Source organism: Seonamhaeicola sp. NFXS20 (genome assembly GCF_049132085.1).
Classification (GTDB): domain Bacteria; phylum Bacteroidota; class Bacteroidia; order Flavobacteriales; family Flavobacteriaceae; genus Seonamhaeicola.
In genome coordinates this window covers 62,666-80,415 of sequence record NZ_JAFMPU010000009.1, presented here as the reverse complement: position 1 = coordinate 80,415, position 17,750 = coordinate 62,666, and the positions used below count along the sequence as shown (strand labels likewise).

At 30.5% G+C, this 17,750-nt stretch carries 17 protein-coding genes; 5 read left to right on the top strand and 12 right to left on the bottom strand.

Annotated features, from left to right (window positions below):
* Window positions 1-265: 265 nt before the first annotated feature.
* Complete coding sequence (locus tag J1D01_RS12900; protein WP_372937206.1) at window positions 266-418, top strand: SsrA-binding protein; 153 nt, start codon at window positions 266-268, stop codon at window positions 416-418.
* Window positions 419-517: 99 nt separating this feature from the next.
* Here J1D01_RS12900 and J1D01_RS12895 read toward each other — a convergent pair whose 3' ends face one another.
* The 7 genes from J1D01_RS12895 to J1D01_RS12865 all read right to left on the bottom strand — a co-directional run bounded on the left by J1D01_RS12895 (window position 518) and on the right by J1D01_RS12865 (window position 9,108).
* Window positions 518-706, bottom strand: a complete 189-nt coding sequence (locus J1D01_RS12895) for a YgaP family membrane protein (RefSeq protein ID WP_076697796.1) — start codon at window positions 704-706, stop codon at window positions 518-520.
* 12 nt (window positions 707-718) lie between these two features.
* A complete protein-coding gene (locus J1D01_RS12890) occupies window positions 719-1,024 on the bottom strand; it encodes a hypothetical protein (protein WP_372937205.1) in 306 nt (101 codons plus the stop codon).
* Complete coding sequence (locus J1D01_RS12885) at window positions 1,024-4,215, bottom strand: efflux RND transporter permease subunit (RefSeq protein WP_372937204.1); 3,192 nt, start codon at window positions 4,213-4,215, stop codon at window positions 1,024-1,026. The genes J1D01_RS12890 and J1D01_RS12885 overlap by 1 nt, the downstream gene beginning before the upstream one ends.
* An 8-nt stretch (window positions 4,216-4,223) precedes the next feature.
* Window positions 4,224-5,303 (bottom strand): efflux RND transporter periplasmic adaptor subunit, encoded by a 1,080-nt coding sequence (locus tag J1D01_RS12880; RefSeq protein ID WP_421151097.1) that lies wholly within the window; start codon window positions 5,301-5,303, stop codon window positions 4,224-4,226.
* An 8-nt stretch (window positions 5,304-5,311) separates the two neighbouring features.
* Complete coding sequence (locus J1D01_RS12875) at window positions 5,312-6,625, bottom strand: TolC family protein (RefSeq protein ID WP_421151096.1); 1,314 nt, start codon at window positions 6,623-6,625, stop codon at window positions 5,312-5,314.
* A gap of 201 nt (window positions 6,626-6,826) precedes the next feature.
* Entirely contained in the window at window positions 6,827-7,300 is a 474-nt protein-coding gene (locus J1D01_RS12870) for a c-type cytochrome (protein WP_421151095.1), read from the bottom strand.
* Window positions 7,301-7,446: 146 nt separating this feature from the next.
* Window positions 7,447-9,108, bottom strand: a complete 1,662-nt coding sequence (locus tag J1D01_RS12865) for a sodium/sugar symporter (protein WP_421151094.1) — start codon at window positions 9,106-9,108, stop codon at window positions 7,447-7,449.
* Window positions 9,109-9,253: 145 nt separating this feature from the next.
* Between J1D01_RS12865 and J1D01_RS12860 the strand changes: the two genes are divergently transcribed.
* From J1D01_RS12860 to J1D01_RS12845, 4 genes are read left to right on the top strand one after another with little or no spacing between them, the layout of a single operon-like run.
* Window positions 9,254-10,246, top strand: a complete 993-nt coding sequence (locus J1D01_RS12860) for a GntR family transcriptional regulator (protein WP_421151093.1) — start codon at window positions 9,254-9,256, stop codon at window positions 10,244-10,246.
* Window positions 10,247-11,131 carry an aldose 1-epimerase gene (locus J1D01_RS12855; protein ID WP_421151092.1) on the top strand — a complete coding sequence of 295 codons (885 nt, stop codon included), beginning with the start codon at window positions 10,247-10,249 and terminating at the stop codon, window positions 11,129-11,131. It begins immediately after the preceding gene.
* Window positions 11,132-11,139: 8 nt separating this feature from the next.
* Window positions 11,140-12,288, top strand: a complete 1,149-nt coding sequence (galK, locus tag J1D01_RS12850) for a galactokinase (RefSeq protein ID WP_421151091.1) — start codon at window positions 11,140-11,142, stop codon at window positions 12,286-12,288.
* Window positions 12,289-12,309: 21 nt separating this feature from the next.
* Window positions 12,310-13,329 (top strand): UDP-glucose--hexose-1-phosphate uridylyltransferase, encoded by a 1,020-nt coding sequence (locus J1D01_RS12845; RefSeq protein ID WP_421151090.1) that lies wholly within the window; start codon window positions 12,310-12,312, stop codon window positions 13,327-13,329.
* Between the two features lie 80 nt (window positions 13,330-13,409).
* Here the strand turns inward: J1D01_RS12845 and J1D01_RS12840 are convergent, their stop codons facing one another.
* The 5 genes from J1D01_RS12840 to J1D01_RS12820 form a co-directional block, all read right to left on the bottom strand.
* The gene (locus J1D01_RS12840) at window positions 13,410-14,132 is read right to left on the bottom strand and encodes a sulfite exporter TauE/SafE family protein (RefSeq protein ID WP_421151089.1); all 723 of its coding nucleotides are present in this window, start codon (window positions 14,130-14,132) and stop codon (window positions 13,410-13,412) included.
* Between the two features lie 59 nt (window positions 14,133-14,191).
* Complete coding sequence (locus J1D01_RS12835; RefSeq protein WP_372937267.1) at window positions 14,192-14,845, bottom strand: hypothetical protein; 654 nt, start codon at window positions 14,843-14,845, stop codon at window positions 14,192-14,194.
* 93 nt (window positions 14,846-14,938) lie between these two features.
* Window positions 14,939-15,382, bottom strand: a complete 444-nt coding sequence (locus tag J1D01_RS12830; protein ID WP_421151088.1) for a hypothetical protein — start codon at window positions 15,380-15,382, stop codon at window positions 14,939-14,941.
* A 73-nt stretch (window positions 15,383-15,455) separates the two neighbouring features.
* Entirely contained in the window at window positions 15,456-15,983 is a 528-nt protein-coding gene (locus J1D01_RS12825; protein WP_372937265.1) for an Hsp20/alpha crystallin family protein, read from the bottom strand.
* A gap of 390 nt (window positions 15,984-16,373) precedes the next feature.
* The gene (locus J1D01_RS12820; protein ID WP_421151087.1) at window positions 16,374-17,747 is read right to left on the bottom strand and encodes an MBL fold metallo-hydrolase RNA specificity domain-containing protein; all 1,374 of its coding nucleotides are present in this window, start codon (window positions 17,745-17,747) and stop codon (window positions 16,374-16,376) included.
* Window positions 17,748-17,750: the final 3 nt, after the last annotated feature.

Below are 17,750 nucleotides of genomic sequence, written 5' to 3'. Positions count from 1 at the left end.
TTTTATTGATTACAATTTCGCATTCAATTTCATCAATTTTTATAAAAACACTTGACAGTCATATTCCAAAATATATATCTTAAAAAAACATTGATATAAAAACTATTTACTAACCCTTAAAACCTTTGGAATATATGATGACACTTGCCAAAATTGTAGTTGATGTAATTATAATAATTATATTATTCTTTTAATTCTTAAAAAAGTAAAACTTAGTTCTAGAATAAGTTTTACTATTTTTAATCTCTGAAAGAAGATTTAAAAAATGCAAAAGCAAGTATTTAAAGTTTTAGCTAAAATTAATAAAGCAATTTTACCTAGCTACTCTAAAAAAGGTTTAGATTTAGCAAATGCCAACAAGATACAGTTAGCCATAATTGGTTGGAGATGGTATGTTACCAAAAATGCTTTAGATTGAGTTTTAATCACTATTTTAAAACAAAAAAGCAAGCTATTGCTAACTTGCTTTCTTGGTGATTAGAAAATCACTAACCAACCTAAAATCAAAAAAAGAAAATCAATCTTTTACCTTAAACACTTTTTCTAAAATGGTTTCCATTAAACACCATTTTGTAATTGAAGACTGCAATAAATTTGCGCCCACAAATGCTGTAAACCATAACCAATTTATATTAACTTTTACAGCTAATACTAAACTAATTAACACAAAAGTTCCAGCTATAGCTCTAATTAATCTATTTTTCATAATGTTATTTTTTTAAATATATCTCTCTATTGGTACAACAACAGCTCTAAGCGGGTTGTTGGTATTTAAACCTTCATTAAAAGTTTCTATTAGCTTAAATAATTCATCTATTTTCTCTTCTTTAGCAAATGAAAAGAACATTTCAGAATCTGCTCCACTACTATTACTAGCAAACCAATTTGATGCTATTTTTCCTGAAACAGCGGTTTTAAATCCTTCTATATCAGAATTACTAAAATTTTTAATTTCAGCTTGTTTAAATAGATTTATTACATCTTTTTTATAAGCATCAACTACTGTTACAATTACTAGTTTCATTATTTATAATTTTTACGTTCAATTAAGTAATATACAAGCGGTACAACTAATAAAGTTAGTATAGTTGCCGTTATGGTTCCTCCCATTAAGGATATAGCTAAACCTTGAAAAATAGGATCAAATAATATTACAAATGCACCAATAACCACTGTTCCTGCGGTTAATAATATTGGTGTGGTTCTTACAGCTCCGGCCTCAATTACAGCTTGTTTTATTGGTATTCCGTCTTTTAGCCTTAGGTTTACAAAGTCTATGAGCAATACAGAGTTCCTAACCATAATTCCTGCTAGGGCAATCATTCCTATAAACGATGTTGCTGTAAAAAATGCTCCTAGCATCCAGTGACCCAATATAATTCCAACCATAGAAAGCGGTATAGCTACCATCATTACAATAGGAGCTTTAAAGTTTTGAAACCATCCTACAATAAGCATATATATTATTACAATTACCCCTAAAAAGGCTACGCCCAAATCTCTAAATACCTCTAGTGTAATTTGCCATTCACCATCCCACTTCACCGTATAATCATCTTCAAAATCGGGTTGTTTTATGTATAACTCATCCATTTTATAACCTTCGGGTAGGTTAATCTCTTTTAATTTATCAGACATTCCTAGAATAGCATAAGCAGGACTTTCTAGCTTACCAGCCATGTCTGCCATAACATATACTACTCGTTTCTGGTTTTTACGATAAATACTTTTGGCTCTGGTATGTTCTATTATATTAGTTAAATCACCAACGCTCACCATATTTCCGTTACTTGATTTTACTTGTAGTTGTGAAATATCACTAAGTGTAGATTTCTCTTTTTCGTCTAAAGCCAATACAATACCTACTTGCTCTGAGGCGTCTTCGTCATACAAAGTAGAAATAGCATTTTCTGCCATTGCTAAATTCATTGTATAAACAATTTGCTGTGGTGCCACACCATACAACATGGCTTTTTCTTTATCAATTACAAACTCATATTCAGTTTGATTGTCTTCAACCATCCAGTCAATATCAACTACATCTTGTGTGTTTTTTAATATATTCTGAACTTCATTTGCAACCTCAATTTGTTTATCATAATTAGGTCCGTAAACCTCAGCAACAATAGTTGATAATACAGGTGGTCCTGGTGGTACTTCAACAATTTTTACATTGGCATTAAATTGTGAAGCAATTTTTTGAATGTCTGGTCTTAGCAATTTTGCAATGTCATGACTTTGTTCAGACCTATCATGTTTATCGGTTAAGTTTACTTGAATATCTGCCATATTGCTACCACCTCTCAAATCATAATGACGTACTAACCCGTTAAATGTAATGGGAGCCGAAGCACCTACATAGCTTTGATAATTAACTACTTCTGGGCGCGTAGACAGATATTGTGCTATTTCTTTAGTAACAACCGCTGTACGTTCTAGCGTGGTTCCTTCTGGCATATCAATAACCACCTGAAATTCGTTTTTATTATCAAAAGGCAACATTTTTACCGCTACCGATTTGGTAAAAAACATAGATAATGACCCTAAAAGCAACACAATAGTTACACCTAAAAACAGCCAACGCTTCTTCTTATTCTCAATTAATGGACGCTCAAACTTTTCATACATTTTGTATATGAAAGTATCTTCCATATTTTTTTCTTTTTTCACTTTCCCCTTTTTATCCTTCTCTCTTAAGAATAAAAAACCTAAATACGGAGTAATAGTTAGAGCTACAAACAACGATAATAACATGGCTATAGAGGCTCCAATTGGCATTGGACTCATATAAGGCCCCATTAAACCAGATACAAATGCCATTGGTAATACGGAAGCTATTACGGTAAATGTTGCTAGTATAGTTGGGTTACCTACTTCATTTATAGCATATAAAGCAGCATCTTTAAAAGGCAATTTTTTCATTTTAAAATGCCTATGCATGTTTTCTGCAATAATTATGGAATCATCAACAACAATTCCTGTTACAAACACTAAAGCAAATAATGTAATTCTGTTAAGTGTATAATCTAGCATATAATAACTTAACAGTGTTAAAGCAAATGTGATTGGTACTGATAAAAATACTACCAAACCACCACGCCACCCCATGGCTAGCATTACAACAAAAGTTACTGCAATAATAGCTCCTATAAGGTGCATTAAGAGTTCTGATACTTTTTGTGAAGCGGTTTCTCCATAATTTCTGGTAACCTCAACATGTACATCATTAGGAATTAAAGTAGCTTTTAAATGTTCTACTTTTTCTAGAATGATGTCTGATATTTTCATAGCATCGGCGCCTTTTCGCTTTGCTATTGATAAAGTAACTGCTGGATATTCTGATTGATAAATAGCAGATTTTTCGCTAGCTTTTCCAAAACCAAGAGACACATAGTTTTTTGGTAACTCTGGACCATTAACTATGCTAGCCACTTGTTTTAAATAAATGGGTTGTTTTTGCTGAACCCCTACTACTAGGTTTTCAACATCTTTGGTAGTTGCTAAAAATCTACCTGTATTTACCAAAAACTCGGTATCATTGCTATTGAATGTTCCTGCGCTTAATTGTTGGTTATTAGCTTTTATCATTTTTGAAACAGATAAAAAGTCTAAACCACTAGCAGCTAATTTGTCTTTATCTAAAACAACACGTAATTCTCGGTCTCTACCTCCAATTTTTTGAGTTACAGAAACATCATTAATCTTTTTTATTTCGTTATTTAACTCATTAGCAATTTGTTTTAACTGGAAATCATCATAGTTTTCGCTCCATAAAGTTAAGCCTAGCATGGGTACATCATCAATGGCTCGGGTTTTTATTAAAGGCATGGTTACACCATCTGGCATTATGTCCATATGGCGATTAATTTCATTGTAAAGTTTCACAAAAGAACGTTCAATATCTTCACCTACATAAAATTGAACAATTACCATCCCTTGTTCTTTCATAGAAGTAGAATAGACATATTCAACACCTTTAATATTAGATAAAAGTTTCTCTAAAGGCTTAATAACTCTGCTCTCTACTTCTGTTGGGCTTGCCCCTGGGTAACCTACAAATATATCTGCCATTGGCACATCAATTTGAGGTTCTTCTTCTCTAGGAATTAAAAACGAACTGTATACCCCAATGACCATAAATACAATCATGAGTAATACCGTAAGTTTAGATCCTATAAAGCCTTTGGCTATTTTTCCTGCTAATCCTTCTTTCATAATTTTAGTTATTGAACAGTTACTTTAGCACCATTAAACAGTTTAGTATCAGAATTAATGATATAGCTTTCGTTGGCATTTAATCCGGAAAGTACTTCTACTTTATCGCCTTGTGTTCTTCCTAACCTTAACCAACGCAATAACGCTGTATTTGTTTGGCTAACAGTATAAACACCAGACAACTCGCCTTTGGTAACTAATGCAGATATAGGAATTAATACAGGACTAGAAAGATTAGATTTTTCTACAGGAAATTGTACTGTTGCAAACATGCCCGAAAGCAATTTAACATTAGACTTTTCTAGTAGTATTTTTACTAAATATTGTCCACCTGTATTTTTAGCAGAAGAACTAACTTCTGTAACGACACCATTTACCGTTTGACTTAAAGATTTTATTTGAACTGCTACTTTAGCCCCATTTTTAATTTGAGTAATCTCTGTTTCTGGCACCATAGCCATAACTTGAAACTCTCCTGGAGATTCTACTTCCATTAATGGCATTCCAGGGTTTGCCATATCACCTTCATTAATAAATTTATTGCTTACTACCCCACTAAAAGGCGCTCTAATATTAGCGTAACTAAATTGAGCTTGCACTTCTTTTTTCATCTCATTAGCCGCCTTTAGCCTTGCTTTTGCCATGTTATAATTAGCAGTAATATCATCTAGTTCTTTTTGAGAAGCGCTGTTCTCATTAAATAAGTTTTTATAGCGGTTATAATCTTTTTCAGCATTATTAAAAGCTGCTTCGGCCTCTGTTACTTTAGCATTTACTTGCGCTAATTTTGCAGATAAGTCTGTATTATTTACACTAAGTAGCAACTGTCCTTTTTTTACTTTATCTCCTACTTTAACATAAATTTTGCTAACATAGCCCATCATTCTAGTGCTTAAATTAGAACTGTTAACTGTTTGAACTTTTCCGCTAACTGCTAAAAAAGGATTATTGCCATTTGTACTAGCTTGTTCTACCTTAACTTTTATTGCTGGCGCATCATTTTCTACTATATTTTTTTTATCACTACCACAACTTGTAGCTAGTGAAAAAGTAAAAATAAGCGTGTATAGAAATAGTATTTTTTTCATTTGATTCATTATTCTTTAGTTAAAAATTTAAGGTATGATTGAGCATAATTGTACTCAAAAATGGTTTGATAATATTCTAATTGTTTTTGCGCATAATTTGTTTCTGCTAACAATAAATCTGATGTTTTTTCTAATCCTTCTTTAAATCTATTAGTAATAATTCTTAAAGACTCCTGATATTGTTGTAATGCAAGTGTTGTTAAATCTAACTTGTTTTTAGCATCAATAAATAGTCGCTTAGCTTTATTTAATTCTAGGTTACTTTTTGCTACATATTGTGTGTATTGTAATTTAGATTTTTCATATTCTGCTTTGCTTTTTTGAGCTTTAGCAAATCGTTTAGAGCCTTGAAAAATGTCCCAACTTAATTGAGCTCCAAACAAATAACCTTTAGCTCCCGTTTGAAAAATTTCATCATCGTATAATTCATAGCTTCCAAAGGCATTTAATTTTGGTAAAAAAGACATTTTATCGGCCTTATTTACCGCTTTATAAGCATTAGTTGCTAAAGCCATGGCTTTTATATCTGGTCTGCTTTCTGATATAGATTCTTTAGCCATTTGAAAATTAGTTACCGTTAAACTATCTGATGGTAAGTAAACCACATAGGAGGCATCATTCAATAAAAACGACAAATAATCTGAAGCATTTTTAACATTACTTTTGGCTGTTTGCAATTGGTTTTTAACCTCGGTAACTCTAACCTCCACTTTTAAAACATCGGCTCTTTGTAAATAACCTTGTTTAAAATTATCATCAGCTAATTTCTTATTTGCATTTGCTGCTTTCAACGCTTTTTCTAAAACTTCTACAGCTTTGTAAGCTAACTGTAATTGCATGTATGCTTTTTCTACTTCAAACTCTAAATACTCAGACGTTCTTTCTTTCTTTAAAGCGGTTGCTTCCATTTTAGATTTTGCTGCTTTACGCTGATAAAAACCATCTAGATTTAATAATGGTTGTTGTATTTCTAGTTTGGTTGCAAAATTTTCTATTTGTGAAGGGTCATTTAATAAATCTGGATTAAAATCGTTTTGGGTTAAAATTTCCTGATTTAATTTAGAACCAAAAGCCATTAAAGGGTTAGTAGTAGCCATACCTGTATGACTCACTGTAATGTTGGGCAGAAAAACTGCATTGGTTTGCCTGTAATCTGCTCTTGCTTGTTTAAATTCTTCTTCAGAAATTTTTAAATCTATATTTTTTTCTGAAACAATATGTAACACTTCTTCTTTTGAAATAGGAATTACTTCTTGAGCGTTTAAAGTGAATACTGTTGTTAGTAGCAATACTGTAATAATATAATAGATGCGTTGTTTCATTAGTATTATTTGTTTGATGCAAATTTAAACTAGCTTAGTGCAGATGTTTGTAACATAGGTTACTCTCATATTTGGGCACCAAAGAAACTTTCTTCATTATTAAAGAAAAAAGCACTTAAAAATTAAGCGCTTTTGACTGTCAACATAAAGACGAAACGTCTTAATTAATACTATTATAATAGTTTAAATTTAGTTTTGGTTTTAACTTTGTTTGAGTTTGTGCATTGGAAACCCTTTTCTTTTTTCTTCATTATAATGTTTTTCAAACCATTCAGGTTGGTCTATATCATTATCATATAAATAATCTGAAATGAGGTTTAAATTTTCTTTAGTAATTGCTAGTTTAGGCATTACACCAAATCTTTTAACAGCACCATACATTTTTGCATTATCTTCTACTGGGTTATCAAACCAATTTTGGATGTCTTTAATAAATTGTTTTTTTGTAGTATTAGAAGAAGCATACCTTTTTTTAACAGCAATCATTGGTGGGGCTAATCGGTTATCATGACTTGCTGTTGCGCTATGACAGATAACACATTGGGTTTCTATTAGCTTTTTACCTGGGTGCACTTCATTAGAAACATTAGCTTTAACAGAATAAAATGTTTTTGTTTTTTGCTGGCAACCAACTAGAAAAACGAATATAAATAGTAACGAAATAAGAGTTTTCAAAACAGAAACTTTACACAATAAATTTACTATTTAAAAAAGCCCTTAAAGTAACATTTGTTACATAATAAAAATAAAGAAAAAACCACTTCATCTCAAACCAGCAAAGAAGTGGTTTTCTCTTAAAAAAAGAAGTTACACGAATACTTTTACCAAAAAATAGCGTATAATACAGCTAAAATAATCATTACAACAAAAGACCCTACATTAAATAAAGGGGTAGTTTTAAACAATCCTTTAGTTAAAGGAATTCCTTTAGGGTCATCAGCTCCTTTGGTTTCAATATTACTTAAAATCATGATAATTGCCATTGAAAGTAATGTTGTGAGTCCCATTTGATGCATCCAAGGTGCTAACCATTCAAAAGTTTCCACGTGCTTTGGTAAAACTTTAAGCGCTAAAGCTACCGGAATTGATAAAATAGCTCCCCAAATTGCCGCTTTGTTTGTGGTTTTCTTCCAGAAAAGGCCTAATAAAAATACGGCTAAAATTCCTGGGCTTACTAAACCTGTATATTCTTGAATATACTGAAATGCCTGATCTAAACCATCTAAAAGTGGCGCAACTAATACTGCTATTAATAAAGCCACTGCAGCCGTTAACCTTCCTACATTTACTGTTTTTTTATCTCCAGCTTCTTTATTAAAATACTGTTTATAAATATCCATAGTAAATATGGTTGACGTAGAATTTAACATAGATGCTAAAGACGATACAATAGCAGCGGCTAATGCTGCAAAAGCAACACCTTTAAGTCCGGTTGGTAAAAATTGAAGTAACCAAGGATATGCTCTATCTGCCTGATTTAATGATGGTGTATTTAACATTCCTACCTCCCCTAAACTTGCCATAATCTCAGGATCGTTAACCATTACATAAGCAGCAATACCAGGAACAACAACAATTAATGGAATAAGTAATTTTAAAAATGCAGCCAATAGAATTCCCTTTTGAGATTCTTTTAACGACTTAGCCGCTAAAGTTCTTTGGATGATATACTGATTAAAACCCCAATAATATAAATTAGCTACCCACAAACCACCTACTAACACCCAAATACCTGGTAAGTCTATATAGTTGCTATTTGCACTTCCATCATTATTAAATTCTTCTAAAACCATATGAAATTTTTCTGGAGCCGCATCCCATACCTTGTAAAAACCAGCCATAACACCCTCGCCACCAGACACAGTATTTAAAGCTAAATAGGTTGTTACCAAACCTCCTAATACCAAAAACACTACTTGAATAACATCTGTCCATGCTACGGCAGATAAGCCACCGTAAAGCGAATATGCTGCTGCAAATAAAGCCAAACCTATTATAGCATACATCATATCTACCCCCATAATGGTTTCTATTGCCAAACCACCTAAATACAATACAGATGTAAGATTTACAAATATGTACAAGCCTAACCAGAATACTGCTAAAATGGTTTTTAGATTTGTAGAAAAACGTTTTTCTACAAATTCTGGAATGGTATATAGCCCCTTTTCAATAAAAATTGGTAAAAAATATTTTCCAACTATAATTAATGTTAGTGCTGCCATCCATTCATAAGATGCTATAGCTAATCCAATAGCAAAACCAGAACCAGACATACCTATAAACTGTTCTGCTGAAATGTTAGCAGCAATTAAAGACGCACCTATAGCCCACCATGGTAACGATTTACTTGCTAAAAAATAATCTTCAGCATTTTTTTGATGTCCTTCTTTATCTCTAGACACCCACAGGCCTACCCCTAAAATAAGAATAGCATAAGCAATAAAAACTACATAATCCCATGTATCAAATCCAGCAGTCATAATAAAATATTTAGTTATTTGTTGGTTTTAAAGGAATCAAATATAGAAATTTAATAATATATTACATCATATTTTAACGAAAAAAACAAACCAGTAGGGTCTAGTAGGTTTTAGTTATTAATTTTATATATTTGCAAATACAACTATGATAAAGATTAAAAACAAGATTGGCACACCAAAATACAAACAGATTATTAAGTCTATTGAAGAATTAATAATTTCAGGTAAGCTTAAAAAAGGAGACCAAATTCCCTCTATAAACCAAGTAAAAAACGAGCATAAACTCTCAAGAGACACCGTTTTAATGGCTTTTAATGAACTTAAAAACAGAGGTATTATTCAATCTATAGTTGGAAAAGGATATTACGTTTCTAGTGAAAACGTTAGTGTTGCACAAAAGATTTTCTTACTATTTGATGAACTTAATTCTTTTAAAGAAGATTTGTATAACTCCTTTTTAGAAAATCTTGGTAATGATATACAAGTAGATATTTATTTCCATCATTTTAATAGAAATAGTTTTAGTAAACTAATACAAGAAAACATTGGAGATTACAATTACTATGTTATTATGCCTGCTAATTTAGAACAAGCTAATAATGACATTAAAAATCTTCCTCCTGATAAAGTCTTTATTTTAGACCAAATTCATGATGACTTGCTAGATTACCCAGCTATATATCAAAATTTCAAAAAAGCACTTTTTAACAACTTAAATGAAGTTAAACATCTTATAAAAAAATATAAGCATTTAATTTTAGTTAACACTGGTAATAAGCAACCTCAAGGAATGCTAGATGGTTTTACTGAATTTTGCAAAAATTATGATTTTGAGTTTTCAATTTTAAACACTTTAAAAGATAAAATTCCAGAAATAGGCGATTTATATATTATTCCAGATGATAAAAACCTTTTGAGGATAATTAAAAAAATAAAAGAATCTAAGCTCTTTCTTGGCAAAGATATAGGTGTAATATCATACAATGACACCTTGCTTAAAGAAATTGTTGAAGGTGGTATCACTACAATTTCTACAGATTTTAATGCTATGGGAAAACGTCTTGCAGAAATGATTTTAAATAAGGAAAGCATCCAGATTGAAAATCCAAATAATTTAATTATTAGAAACTCATTATAAATGTATAGTATTAATCATAATAAAGATTTAAATATTTTAGAAATTGAAAACTCTAATCATCAATTATACGCTAAAATTTGTTTAGATAAAGGCGCTTGTTTACAAGAACTTACACTAAGCGGTCATGCTATTATAAAAGATTTATCACCTCTAAGCTATACAACTACTTATGCTTCATCTATCTTATTTCCTTTTGCTAATAGAATAAAAGATGGTAAATATAATTTTGATAATAAAACGTATCAATTTGAAATAAACGAACCCGATAATAACAATGCCTTACACGGTTTAGTTTTCAATAAAACTTTTGAAATTATCGATAAAAAAGTGACTGAAGATACTGCGTTAATTATATTAGCATATAATGAAACAAACACATGTAATGCGTTTCCGTTCACCTATAATATTCAGTTAGAATACACTTTTAGTAAAGAAAATTTCGATTTAAAAGTAACAGTAAAAAACACCGATGAAAAAGCATTTCCTTTTACTTTAGGGTGGCATCCATATTTTCAAAGTAGTAACTTATTTGAGAGTTCAATTAAGTTTAATAGCTCTAAAAAAATTGTACTAGATAAACGGTGTATTACTACCGGAATAACAGATACAAACACCTCTCAAGAAATTAAAATAGCTGGTCAACAATTTGACGATTGCTGGATTTTAGATTCTGATGAAGTAGTTTTTAAAACTCCAAAATACAACTTAACATTTAATGCTACAGGTGATAATAATTTTCTACAAATATATACACCCCCAAAAGTAAACACTATTGCCATAGAACCAACTACAGGAGTTTCTGATAGTTTTAACAATAAAATAGGGTTGCAAGTTTTAAAAGCAAATGACTCATACAACATAACATGGCATTTAAAAATAGACTAAAATCATCAATGAACACAGCACTAATAGATGACGTAAAAGAGGCTTATATTAAAGAATTTAACACAGAGCCCATTTTAATATTCTCTCCTGGAAGAATTAATATTATAGGAGAACACACCGATTATAACGAAGGTTTCGTCTTTCCAGCAGCAGTAGATAAAGGTATAGCTGCAGCTATACAAAAAAGTAATTCTGGTGTTTCAACTGCCTATGCTTTAGATATGAATAGTAAGGTAGAATTTAAACTAGACACCTTAAAACCTTTAAAAGAAGGAAGTTGGGAAAATTACGTTTTTGGGGTTGTGGCAGAAATTCAAAACAGAAATAAAGTTCTTGGTAACTTCAATATTGTTTTTAAAGGCAATATTCCTAGTGGTGCAGGTATGTCATCTTCGGCAGCATTAGAAAACAGTGTAGTTTTTGGTCTAAATGAATTATTCAATTTAGGTTTTACAAAAGAAGAAATGATTTTTATTTCGCAAAAAGCAGAACATAATTACGTTGGTGTAAATTGTGGTATTATGGACCAATATGCCAGCATGTTTGGTATTAAAGACCATGCTTTGTTATTAGATTGTAGAACCATAAAAGCAAAACCTTATAAAATTGATTTTAAAAACCATCAATTACTACTAATAAATACTAATGTAAAACACAGTTTATCTGATAGTGCATATAATGATAGGCGTTCGGCTTGTGAACACATTGCTAAACTTTTACATGTAAAGGCTCTACGTGACGCTACTGAAGATGATTTAGAAACAATTAAAGACGCAGTAACTCCTACTAATTATCAAAAAGCACTTTATGTTATTCAAGAAAACGACAGAGCCAGAAAAGCTTCTAAAGCTATGGAAGAAAATGATATTGAAAAACTTGGTGAATTAATTTATGGCTCTCACAAAGGGCTTTCAAAACAATACAAGGTTAGTTGTGAAGAGCTCGATTTTCTTGTTGAAAAGGCCAAAGAAAGCGGTTATGTTATTGGTGCTAGAATGATGGGTGGTGGCTTTGGCGGTTGCACCATTAATTTAATTGAAAAGGAGAAAGCCAAAATATTTAAAGAATCAGTTTCTAAAGCATATAAAGAAAAATTTAATAAAGAGTGCTCAGTTTATTTTGTAAACCTTTCAGATGGTACTCACCTTGTAAAATAAGTATTTTATAAATTATAGATAATGAATTCTAATCTTCAAGATTTTTCACATAAACGTTACAATATTTTAACAGGTGAATGGGTTTTAGTATCGCCTCATAGAGCTAAACGACCATGGCAAGGTCAAAATGAAGACATCTCTAATAAAAAGAGACCAACTTATGACGAGAACTGTTATTTGTGTGCAGGAAACACAAGGATAAATGGTGAAGTAAACCCTAAATATGAAGATGTTTTTATATTCACTAACGATTTTGCAGCACTACAAAAAGATTCACCAGATTTTTCGGTTGAAGATGGTTTATTAATGGCACAAAGCGAAAAAGGCATTTGTAAAGTGATTTGTTTTAGTCCAGACCACTCTAAAAGTTTGGCAGATATGACTCCTAGTGAAATTCAAAAAGTTGTTTTTGCATGGCAAAACCAATACAAAGAATTGGGTGACAATGATCTAATAAACTATGTACAGATATTTGAAAACAAAGGTGCTGTAATGGGTTGTAGTAATCCTCATCCACATGGACAAATATGGAGCCAATCTTCATTACCCAATGAAGTAATAAAAAAAAACACACAGCAGTTAAATTACTATAATAAAAAGAAAAGCAGTTTATTAGGCGATTATTTAGCTCAAGAATTAGAAAAAAATGAACGTATTATTTTTCAGAATGATGCCTTTGTAGTATTAGTTCCTTTTTGGGCTGTATGGCCTTATGAGACTATGATTGTACCCAAAAAACATCAGAGCAATATATTGGAAATGAACAATGAAGACACTTATTTGTATGCCGAAGCTATTTCAGCAATAACCAAAGCATATGATAAGCTGTTTAACACGTCGTTTCCTTACTCGAGTGGTATACACCAAGCTCCAACAAATGGACAAGACAATAACCACTGGCATTGGCATATGAGTTTTTACCCACCACTACTAAGAAGTGCCACCGTTAAAAAATTTATGGTGGGTTATGAAATGTTTGGAACACCTCAACGAGATATAACTGCAGAACAAGCTGTAAAAACTTTAAGAAAGTTAATTTAACGTAGATTTTTGGAAAAACAGAAAATAGATAATTTATTAATTTCACTTGTATAACCTTACTTTGTAAAGAAAAGACATAATCAAAAATTTGCAAGCACACTTACAATGCCTACAATTAAAATTAAAACAAGTACACCGTTTCTAAATTGTTCTTGAGATACTTTATTCAAAATTATCTTCCCTATCCATGTACCTATAATGCTTACCAAAATTAAAATAGGAACTAAATATAAATCATGTTTATGCATATAACCATTAAAATAGTAAACAATAGTTCTACTAAAATCTACACCTAAATCAATAACTGCCGAAGTTGCAATAAACTTATCTTTATTCATTTTAAAAGCAGCCAATGTAATACCCCTAATAGCACCACCTGTTCCTAAAAGACCTGCACTTAACCCAGAAAGAGCCCCTCCTATTATGGCATTACTTGTTTTTGGAAGCACTTTTAACTGCTTAAAAATTAGAAATAATAAACTCAACGCTATTAAGAAAAATCCAAGAATGTAAGTAAGTATTTTAGGGTTGAAATATTGACTAAGATAAGCTCCTAAAGACACAAATATGATAGCCGGTACGCCCAAAGTGATAATTATTTTTTTTTCAATTCCCTTTTTGAACAATACTATTTTTGACAGGTTACTTGATAAATGATACAGTGCAGTAATACCGAGAACTGATTGAAAGTCAAAGAAAAAATTAGCAATTGGAACAAAAAACACAGAAGAGCCAAATCCGCCTACAGTGCCAATTATTTCTGCTATAAGAGAAAGTAATATAAAAATAGGCAGGTATTTCATTAACACTTTTGTGTTTTTAATTAGTTTTTAAACACTTATAAAAATATTTCCGGTCATTCTTATAAAGTTAAATTTTGAGTAGTAATTGAGTTAATAAGTTGTTGTTCTTCTAAAACAATTATAATTAATCGAACGTAGTCATTAATAGTTTCATTTACCAATTCTGGATTTGTAATATCTATATATCCTTTCCAGATAAGTTCTCGATTTTCACCAGGACATATACAATACATAGAAGTTTCTGTATGATAAATGGTATATTCATTGTAATAATCTGGGTTGTAAAAAGCATCTTGATATTTTAGATAATCTTCTTTAAATTTTTTGTGTGTACTATCAAATCCATCATAATTTGTTTTGTAAGCAATTTTGTCTTCTACACCTACAATTTTAGTTAATAAAATGGTATCAAACCCTTCATTTACTAGCTTATTTTCTAGTACTTCTAATTCTTCTTCGGTTTTCTTTTCTGATGTAAAAGATGAATTTAAAAACTCATAACTCATAATAGCTTGTATACCTCTAGATTCATATTCTTGTTTTAATTGCTTTTCAAATTTTTGTCTTGAATCTATGTTAGAGGTTATGCCAACTATTAAAACTTTATTAGGACTATAAGAATTAATATCAGGGTTTTTCCAATAATCAACAAGCTCTGTTGTTGAACAACTAAAGGCTAAAAAGCACACCCCTATGTGTTTTAATAGTTTCATGTGAATACATTTAATGTTATTGGCTACATGTAAATACTATTTAATTATTTTTTAGATAACTAAATTTAGTTATGAGTTCTTAATTTTAATTACTTATTGAAGTAAACGTTTTTGTTTTCCTTCTTTTAAAATATCCTTTATAAGTGAAAATAACTGGATTTTTAAGGTTTTATATTTTTCTAAAAAATTGTTAACTACAGTACTAAGTTTTGTGTGTTCATCTTTATAAGCATTTTCTTTTTCAATTTCATTTATACCATCTACCATTACCTTTAGTTCTTTTTCGTGATGTTTTATCGTTTTAATTAAGGTTTCTGTCTCTTTTTGTAAATCACTTAATTTATCTATTATTTTTTTACTTTCTGTAAAGTGTTTTGAATCAATAAGCTGAAGGGTATATGATTTTACTAAATCAGCAAAAAACAGTTCCTCATCTTTTGTAAATTTCAATTCAGATAACCATTTGCGAGAATTATTGTGCATTGTTTCTGCGCTTAACCAAGGTTCATATTTTACTTTTAAATTTTTTGTGCTCATTGTTTGTTATTTTTAAATTTAAAAAGAAACAGAAAGTAATATTTGAGTAATACTACTTTCTGCTTAAAAGAAATTAATTAACTTCAATTACTTTTTTAGGAGGCTCTTGTGCTATTGCTTCCTTGTTTTTTAGTAATTTAACTTTTAAAATGCCACTCTTATATATTGCTTTTATATCTTGATCTAAATCAACAGATGGAGGAAGCATTATTGATCTTTTAAAAGATCTGTAATTAAATTCTTTACGAGAGTACTCTTTTTCAGTGTCTTCTTCTTCAACTTCTTTTTCACCAAAAACATGAAGTACGTTATCTTCAATAGTAACCTCAAAATCTTTTTTATTAAAGCCTGGGGCTGCAAATTCAATTTCAAAGTCTTCTTTATGTTCTTTTACATTCATTGCTGGTAAAAGGCTATCATCTTCAAAGAAATCATCTTTAAAAATATCATCAAATCTTGTTAAATTGGTGAAATCAGCAAAATTAGAAGGAAATAATCTATTACGCCATGGTGCTAACAAACTATTGCCCCAAGGAGTCATCAATCTGTTATCAAGTGGAGATAACCTATTGCGTTTTCTGCGTTTCATTAATGTTGTCATAATATTATTATTTTAAGTTATACTTCTATTTTGTTACACTAATGTATTTACAGATACCTGTTTTCACAATGATATATATCAGTCTGATAATGTATTAAATAAGGTTTTAAAATTATATTTAGTTTATGAAAAAACGCTTTCGAGGTATTGAAATAACTTGAATTTAAAACTTGAAACGCTTTTATGAAAATTGAAGATTTTTAATTCTATATTATTATGCTGATTGATAAAATAAGCATTGCAAGCTACATCTCCACGTTCTATTTTGGCTTATTTATTAACATTAAATAAAATTCTAACTCTAATTTTAAATTTTCTATTATAGTAATATCTTTTGAAATATTGTACTGCAGCTCTTCAACAGGCTTTTTGTATTGAAGTTTTTATAATTTATAATAGTAGTTTTTCAATATCTGTTAACTTAGGTATGGTTACACTCCAATTAAAAGTATCTTTTATTTTAACTCTAAACGCATCTAAAGCTGTTGGCTCTCCATGAATTAAAAACACTTTTTCTGGAATATTTTTAATACTGCTCATCCAGTTTAATAAATCATTTTGATCTGCATGAGCTGATAGGCTTTCAATAGTTTTAATTTGGGCTTTAACAGGATAATATTTACCAAAAAACCGTATTTCATGAGCACCTTCTTGTAATAGCCTACCTCTTGTTCCTTCGGCCTGAAAACCAACTAATAAAACGGTTGTAGAAGGCTCATCAATAAGTTGTTGTAAATAAGTAAGCACTCGCCCACCAGTTACCATACCACTACCGGCAATTACTATTTTAGAGCGTTTATTATCAATGGTTTCCCAAGTTTCTTTGTAAGATTGGATAATATTGATATGATTGCACATGGCATTATAATCTGAATCTGATAATTTATGCCATTTTGGGAAACGTTTAAAAACTTCTAAAACATTATTACCCATAGGGCTATCTACAAAAATGGGTATGTTTGGAATTTTATTTTTTTTATAAAGTTTCCAAAGTAAATACATGAGTGTTTGTAAACGCTCTACCGCAAAACTAGGAATGATTAAATTGCCTTTTTTATGAATGGTTTCTTTAATAAGTGTAGATAAAATATCTTCTACATCTTCATTGGGGTGTAACTTATTTCCGTAGGTACTTTCAATAAACAAATAATCTGCCCATTCTGGTTTTTTAGGATCATCTAATAAATAATCATTTTGTCTGCCAATATCTCCAGAAAACACAAACCGTTTTCCGTTTATATCTAACTCTATAAAAGTAGCCCCAATTATATGTCCGTTATACTGAAATCTATATGATATATGCTCTGATAATACAATCCATTTATCAGGTATTTCAACTTGAAATTGTTTTATAGTTTCTTCTGCTTCAATTTTTGTATAAAATGGTAATGCAGGATTATGCTTTGAGTATTTTTCTTTATTTGCTTTTTTGGCTTCTTCTTCATGAATTTTTGCGCTATCAATTAAAATAATTTCTGCAATGGACAAAGTTGGCGCTGTACCAATAATTTTACCTGTAAAACCTTGTTTTAATAATCGTGGCAAATACCCAACATGGTCTAAATGTCCGTGTGTTAGCAACACTACATCTATAGTGCCTACATTAATTGGTAAATTAACCCAATTAAGTTCTCTTAGTTCTTTTAAACCTTGAAACATACCACAGTCTATAAGTATGTTTTTCTCTGAGGTTTCTACAAAAAACTTAGAACCTGTAACTACTCCAGAAGCACCTAAAAAATTTAATCTCACAAAGTTATCCATAGC

Excerpts from the sequence above, each read along its gene's own strand:
- galK (WP_421151091.1), top strand. The coding sequence starts at position 11,140 with ATGAACACAGCACTAATAGATGACGTAAAAGAGGCTTATATTAAAGAA.
- J1D01_RS12880 (WP_421151097.1), bottom strand. The coding sequence starts at position 5,303 with ATGAAAAAAATACTATTTCTATACACGCTTATTTTTACTTTTTCACTA.
- J1D01_RS12885 (WP_372937204.1), bottom strand. The coding sequence starts at position 4,215 with ATGAAAGAAGGATTAGCAGGAAAAATAGCCAAAGGCTTTATAGGATCT.
- J1D01_RS12845 (WP_421151090.1), top strand. The coding sequence starts at position 12,310 with ATGAATTCTAATCTTCAAGATTTTTCACATAAACGTTACAATATTTTA.
- J1D01_RS12875 (WP_421151096.1), bottom strand. The coding sequence starts at position 6,625 with ATGAAACAACGCATCTATTATATTATTACAGTATTGCTACTAACAACA.
- J1D01_RS12900 (WP_372937206.1), top strand. The coding sequence starts at position 266 with ATGCAAAAGCAAGTATTTAAAGTTTTAGCTAAAATTAATAAAGCAATT.
- J1D01_RS12890 (WP_372937205.1), bottom strand. The coding sequence starts at position 1,024 with ATGAAACTAGTAATTGTAACAGTAGTTGATGCTTATAAAAAAGATGTA.
- J1D01_RS12865 (WP_421151094.1), bottom strand. The coding sequence starts at position 9,108 with ATGACTGCTGGATTTGATACATGGGATTATGTAGTTTTTATTGCTTAT.
- J1D01_RS12855 (WP_421151092.1), top strand. The coding sequence starts at position 10,247 with ATGTATAGTATTAATCATAATAAAGATTTAAATATTTTAGAAATTGAA.
- J1D01_RS12895 (WP_076697796.1), bottom strand. The coding sequence starts at position 706 with ATGAAAAATAGATTAATTAGAGCTATAGCTGGAACTTTTGTGTTAATT.
- J1D01_RS12860 (WP_421151093.1), top strand. The coding sequence starts at position 9,254 with ATGATAAAGATTAAAAACAAGATTGGCACACCAAAATACAAACAGATT.
- J1D01_RS12825 (WP_372937265.1), bottom strand. The coding sequence starts at position 15,983 with ATGACAACATTAATGAAACGCAGAAAACGCAATAGGTTATCTCCACTT.
- J1D01_RS12835 (WP_372937267.1), bottom strand. The coding sequence starts at position 14,845 with ATGAAACTATTAAAACACATAGGGGTGTGCTTTTTAGCCTTTAGTTGT.
- J1D01_RS12840 (WP_421151089.1), bottom strand. The coding sequence starts at position 14,132 with ATGAAATACCTGCCTATTTTTATATTACTTTCTCTTATAGCAGAAATA.
- J1D01_RS12830 (WP_421151088.1), bottom strand. The coding sequence starts at position 15,382 with ATGAGCACAAAAAATTTAAAAGTAAAATATGAACCTTGGTTAAGCGCA.
- J1D01_RS12820 (WP_421151087.1), bottom strand. The coding sequence starts at position 17,747 with ATGGATAACTTTGTGAGATTAAATTTTTTAGGTGCTTCTGGAGTAGTT.